Consider the following 5,409-nt stretch of genomic DNA (forward strand, 5'->3'; position numbering starts at 1 on the left):
GTCGATCACCCTGCAGATCGTCTCCATTGTCTTCTACACCTTTATCGCGTTTATCTGCATCGGCCTGCCGATTGCGGTGATCCCAGGCTATGTGCATGAACAACTGGGCTTCAGCGCCGTAGTCGCCGGGGTCACCATCGGCTCGCAATACCTGGCCACCCTGCTCAGCCGCCCGATGGCTGGGCGCATGTCGGATAACGTCGGCACCAAACGCGCCATTGTGTTGGGTTTGGCTGGCATCCTGGTCAGTGGCGTGCTGACATTTTTCGCAACCTTGCTTGAAAGCATCCCCGCCGTGAGCCTTGGGGTGTTGATCGTCGGCAGGCTGTTGCTCGGCGTGGCCCAAGGCCTGATCGGCGTTGGCACCATCAGTTGGTGCATGGGCGCGGTCGGTGCCGAACACACGGCGCGCTCGATCTCCTGGAATGGCATCGCGTCCTACGGCGCCATCGCGATTGGCGCGCCGCTGGGCGTGGTGATGGTGGCCGACTATGGCTACACCAGCCTGGGCGTCGCGCTGTCCGTGTTGGCCGCCTTGGGCCTGGTGCTGATCCGCAATAAACCGTCGGTGCCGGTGGTGCGTGGCGAGCGGCTGCCATTCTGGTCGGTGTTCGGGCGCATCGCGCCGTTTGGCGCCAGCCTGTGCCTGGCGTCTATCGGCTACGGCACGCTGACCACCTTTATCACCCTGTATTACCTCAACCGTGGCTGGGTCGGTGCGGCGTACTGCCTGACGGTGTTTGGCGTGTGTTTTATCTTGTCGCGCCTGGTGTTTATCTCCGCCATCAGCCGCTTCGGCGGGTTCAGCGCGGCGATTGCCTGCATGACCATCGAGACCGTCGGCCTGACCCTGTTGTGGCTGGCGCCCTCCACCGGTGTGGCGCTGATCGGCGCCGGGCTGACCGGCTTCGGTTTGTCGCTGGTGTACCCGGCGCTCGGCGTGGAGGCCATCAAGCAAGTGCCCAACAGCAGCCGGGGCGCGGGGCTGAGTGCGTATGCGGTGTTTTTTGATCTGGCCCTGGCGATTGCCGGGCCATTGATGGGCGCCGTGGCACTGAACCTCGGCTATGGCTGGATCTTCTTCTGCGCCGCGCTGCTGTCGGTCACGGCCCTGTGCCTGACCGTGCAGCTCAAGCGCCGCGCTTACTGATCAGCGGTCTGCAAACCGGCGCGGGTCGACTGACCCAGGGTATGCACGAAGAAGCGCCCCGCCTCCGAGATCAGGTCGCGGTGGATGCCTTCGCGGTCGACACCGTCGGCATCCGTGCAAATCGCCGGCATGGCCAGCAGTTGGTCGCTGTCACACGGCGCCATGAACACAAAGTGCCCGGCCCCGGCCAATAGTTTGAAATCCGGCGGCTGCGGCAGTTTGCGCGCCAGGGCAGCGGCGTTCTTGTCCACGGCCACCAGCTTGTCGCCGTCGCCACTGTAGAGCAGCACCGGCACGTGCACATCGGCCAACGTGTGGCGGCCAAACATCAGGCTCAACGGCGCCATCAGCATCAAGGCGTGAATACGCGGGTCGGCTTGCGGCTGCAGGTCTTCACGGTCGACCACCAGCTCACCTTTGGTGGTGCAGGCGTCGCGGTCTTCCGGGCGCTCCTGGCAATAGCGGCGCAGGCGGTCGAAATCCGGCTTGGCACCGGCCAGGATCAGCGCGGTTTCGCCGCCGGCGGAATAACCGATGACCCCCACTTGGTCGACATTGACGAACGGCGACAGCATCGTGTCGCCCAGAGTGGCGGTAATGGCTGCGGAAATCTGAATCGGCCGCCCGTACAAGTTGCTCACCGTGCCCAGGCGGCTGTGATCCTTGTAGTTGTCGCCAGGATGCAAAACGGCCACCACCACAAACCCTTTGCGCGCCAGCGAAGTGGCCAGGTCGTGCAGCGCCAGCGGTGTACCGGTGTTGCCGTGGGACAGCATCAGCATCGGGAAACGCCCGATAGCGACTTTGGAGTCCTGGGTGGCGGCCACGTGGTAGGGACCCAACTGCGTGGAATGTTCATCGTCGGTAGACGGGTAAAACGCGATGGCATTCATCGGCTGCTGATCCAGCGGGTCGAGAAAACTCATGCGATGAAAGCCCACACTCCAATGCGGGTGCGGCGCCGGGGCGGCGTGCACTGAAATCAGGCCACCGAGCAGGGAAAGAACCAAAACAGCACAAAGACGCATCATGGGGATGTCCACCTTTGCTGCGCGACCACGTTCAACACCCGCGGCATGTCGGTTTGAAAAGTCCATGGGCCAAGGCACTCGCTCCGGGTGATAAACCCATGCGTGCATAACCTGGGCCAAAGTAATGACAGCGGGTAAACGAAAAAACTCCGTACTCCGGTCGCGTTCAGGCGATCAGAATACAGAGTTTAGGCGCCCCGGTTCAGATTGGAACCGAACAGAGGCGAACTTTACACAAGCCTTACGCGGCGGCGAACAATTGTTCGTTGATCACTACGTTGGCGTCGCTCAAGGCCTTGCTGCGAACTTCTTCACCGTACGCCAGGCCTTGGGCGCGGACAAATTCGATATCAGTGATGCCGAGGAAGCCAAACACCAGTTTCAAGTAATCCTCGTGCCCCACATTGCTCGCCTGGCCCGCATGCAGACCGCCAGCGGTGGAAACAATGATCAGCTTCTTGCCGCCGCACAGGCCTTCAGGGCCGGCTTCGGTGTAACGGAAGGTTTGGCCGGCCACGGCAATACGGTCGATCCAGGCCTTGAGCTGGGACGGCACCGAGAAGTTGTACATCGGCGCACCGATGACTACAGCGTCGGCGGCGATGAATTCAGCCAGGGACGTAGCGCTCAGTTCGGCCTCGTGTTTTTGTACGGCGTCGCGCAATTCGGCAGCGGTGCCCAGGGCGCCCAGGGTCAGGCCGGAAAAGTGGCTGATGCCTTCGGCAGCCAAGTCACGATAGGTCACTTCCACACCTGGCTCAGCCGCTTGCCAGGCCTTGACCACACCAGCGCTGAGCTGACGCGAAGCCGAGTTGTCGCCGAGGATGCTGGAATCGATATGCAACAGTTTCATGCGGGTTCTCCAAGTGAGGATCGCGGCTGGGCGATCGAATGAAGTTAATCCTACACATGAACCCAATAGTCGATTAGACGGCACAAATGTGATTGTTCGTCCTGCCAGCAGGACAATCAGCTCGCCAACTCAGTGCGACGACACATAAATAGACGTCGACGAGGGCGCCGGCAGCGCATAGGTGCGTTTCATCCACTGAATCTCCTCCTGGGGCGTACGCCCGAACAAGCGCTTGAACTCTCGGCTGAACTGCGAGGCGCTTTCATAGCCCACCTGAGCACACGCCGTGGCGGCAGTGATGTCGTTGCGCAGCATCAGCAAACGCGCCTGGTGCAGGCGCGTGGACTTGAGGTATTGCATCGGCGAGGTGTCGGTGACCGTGCGAAAGTGCGCATGAAAACTCGGCACGCTCATCATCGCCTCGCGCGCCAACGCTTCCACGTCCAGGTGCTGGTGGTAGTCCCCATGAATCTTGCGGATTGCGCGTGCCACCTTGCCGAACTGGCCTTGGCGGTTAAGCGCGGCGCGCATCGAACCGCCCTGCTCGCCTGTGAGGATGCGGTAGTAGATCTCGCGCATCAGCGCGGGGCCGAGAACCTGTGCCTCCATCGGCGCACTCATGGCTTCGAGAAACCGCAGCAGCGACTCACTGAGTTTGTCGTCCATGGGCGAGGAATACATGCCGCGCGGCTTGGCTTCGAGCAATTCGGGAAACGCATCCAGCGCCAACATCAATTCGGCGGCGAGGGTGAAATCCAGGCGCAAGTACACCGCCAGCATCGGCTCTGCTTCGCTGGCCTCGGTTTCCATGGTGAACGGCACCGGCACCGACACCACCAGGTAATGCTGGGCGTCGTACAGGTAAATCTCTTCACCCAGGTAACCGCGCTTGCGCCCCTGGCAGACGATCACGATGCCGGGGTCGTACAGCACCGACACCCGGTGCAGCGGCCGATTTGAGCGCAGGAAACGCACATCCTCCAGAGCGCTCAGGTTATAGCCTTCGACAGGCGCCAAGCGCCCCATCAGCTCGATGATTTTTTGGGTGCGACCCATGGCGCATGGCTCCTGGCGAAAACAGCACGGTACTGCGCAAACACCGATATGGCTATGCACTCATAGGAATAGGCAATCAGCACATTGGAATGGATATTCGCTCAAACCGCAGTGTTCCGTAGCCTGAAACAGCACTTTCAGCCTTCGGAGTTTGCCCATGCTTATCGTCTACAACCCTGCCACCGGCGAAGAAATCGGCCGTGTGACCAAGCACACCTCAGCCCAGGTCAAGGCCGCCGTTGACCGCACCTGCGCAGCCTTCCCCGAATGGTCCGGCAAACTCGCCAAGGAGCGCAGCGACATTCTGCGCCGCTGGCACGACAGCGTTAAGGCGGACAAGGAGGCCTTCGCCGAACTGCTGTGCCGTGAAAACGGCAAGTGCCTGAGCGAAGCCCGAGGTGAAATCGACTACGGCCTGGGCTTTATCGAGTGGTACGCCGAAGAGGCCAAACGCGTCTACGGCGACACCATTCCCACCCACGACCGCAATGCCAATGTCATGGTGACCAAAGAAGCCATCGGCCCCGTAGCGGCCATTACGCCGTGGAACTTCCCGTTCATGATGATCACCCGCAAAGTCGCCACGGCCCTGGCCGCCGGCTGCACCATGGTGATCAAGCCCGCCGAAGACACACCGCTCACTGCCCTCAAGCTGCTGGACTACGCACGCAAGGCCGGTATCGAAGCCGGTGTGCTTGAAGTGGTGGTGGGTGATCCCAAGGAGATCGGCCTGATCCTCACTGGCGACCCACGTATCCGCAAGATCTCGTTCACCGGCTCCACCGGTGTGGGCAAATTGCTCGCAGCGCAGTGCGCGGCGACTATCAAGAAGATGACCCTGGAGCTGGGCGGCAATGCGCCGTTTATTGTGTTTGAGGACGCCAATCTGGATGAAGCGGTAAAAGGACTGGTCGGCGCCAAACTGCGCAACTCGGGCCAGGTGTGCATCTCGCCGAACCGGATCTTTGTGCAGCACAGCATTCTCGAAGACTTTATCGAACGCATGAAGGCTGCCGTCGCCAACATCGAAGTGGACCAGGGCCTGCGCGAAGGCTTTGTGGTCGGGCCACTGGTCAATCAACTGGGTTTTGACAAAGTCGTGCGTCTGGTCGAGGACGCCAAGGCAGCGGGCGCCAACGTGCTGATGGGCGGCAAACCCCACGCCAAGGGCGGGCTGTTCTATGAACCGACCGTATTGACCGGCTTGCAGGACGATTCACCGCTGGCGACCGAGGAGATCTTCGGCCCCGTGTTCGCCGTCTACTCGTTCAAGGACGAAGAAGAAGTCATCGCCCGCGCCAACCAGACCGAATTCGGCC

The 5,409-nt window shown here is 61.3% G+C and carries 5 protein-coding genes; 2 read left to right on the forward strand and 3 right to left on the reverse strand.

Annotation, left to right across the window (positions count from 1 at the left end; translation table 11 throughout):
• On the forward strand, positions 1–1,150 hold a 1,150-nt coding region (locus tag FEM54_RS23355; protein WP_138453314.1), incomplete at its 5' end, for an MFS transporter.
• On the opposite strand, the gene FEM54_RS23360 is transcribed toward FEM54_RS23355, so the two are convergent.
• The 3 genes from FEM54_RS23360 to FEM54_RS23370 form a co-directional block, all read right to left on the reverse strand.
• Positions 1,144–2,181 carry an alpha/beta hydrolase family protein gene (locus FEM54_RS23360; RefSeq protein ID WP_017138815.1) on the reverse strand — a complete coding sequence of 346 codons (1,038 nt, stop codon included), beginning with the start codon at positions 2,179–2,181 and terminating at the stop codon, positions 1,144–1,146. The two genes, FEM54_RS23355 and FEM54_RS23360, sit on opposite strands and share 7 nt — an antisense overlap.
• Positions 2,182–2,422: 241 nt before the next feature.
• Complete coding sequence (locus FEM54_RS23365) at positions 2,423–3,034, reverse strand: FMN-dependent NADH-azoreductase (RefSeq protein ID WP_017138816.1); 612 nt, start codon at positions 3,032–3,034, stop codon at positions 2,423–2,425.
• A gap of 129 nt (positions 3,035–3,163) precedes the next feature.
• A complete protein-coding gene (locus FEM54_RS23370; RefSeq protein WP_017138817.1) occupies positions 3,164–4,090 on the reverse strand; it encodes an AraC family transcriptional regulator in 927 nt (308 codons plus the stop codon).
• Between the two features lie 157 nt (positions 4,091–4,247).
• Between FEM54_RS23370 and FEM54_RS23375 the strand changes: the two genes are divergently transcribed.
• Positions 4,248–5,409 (forward strand): NAD-dependent succinate-semialdehyde dehydrogenase (locus FEM54_RS23375; protein ID WP_138453319.1); only part of this gene is annotated, 1,162 nt, incomplete at its 3' end.

This window comes from Pseudomonas edaphica (assembly GCF_005863185.1).
Lineage (GTDB): Bacteria > Pseudomonadota > Gammaproteobacteria > Pseudomonadales > Pseudomonadaceae > Aquipseudomonas > Aquipseudomonas edaphica.

Bases quoted from the DNA above. Each gene is read 5' to 3' on its own strand.
- FEM54_RS23360 (WP_017138815.1), bottom strand. From the start codon at position 2,181: ATGATGCGTCTTTGTGCTGTTTTGGTTCTTTCCCTGCTCGGTGGCCTG.
- FEM54_RS23365 (WP_017138816.1), bottom strand. From the start codon at position 3,034: ATGAAACTGTTGCATATCGATTCCAGCATCCTCGGCGACAACTCGGCT.
- FEM54_RS23370 (WP_017138817.1), bottom strand. From the start codon at position 4,090: ATGGGTCGCACCCAAAAAATCATCGAGCTGATGGGGCGCTTGGCGCCT.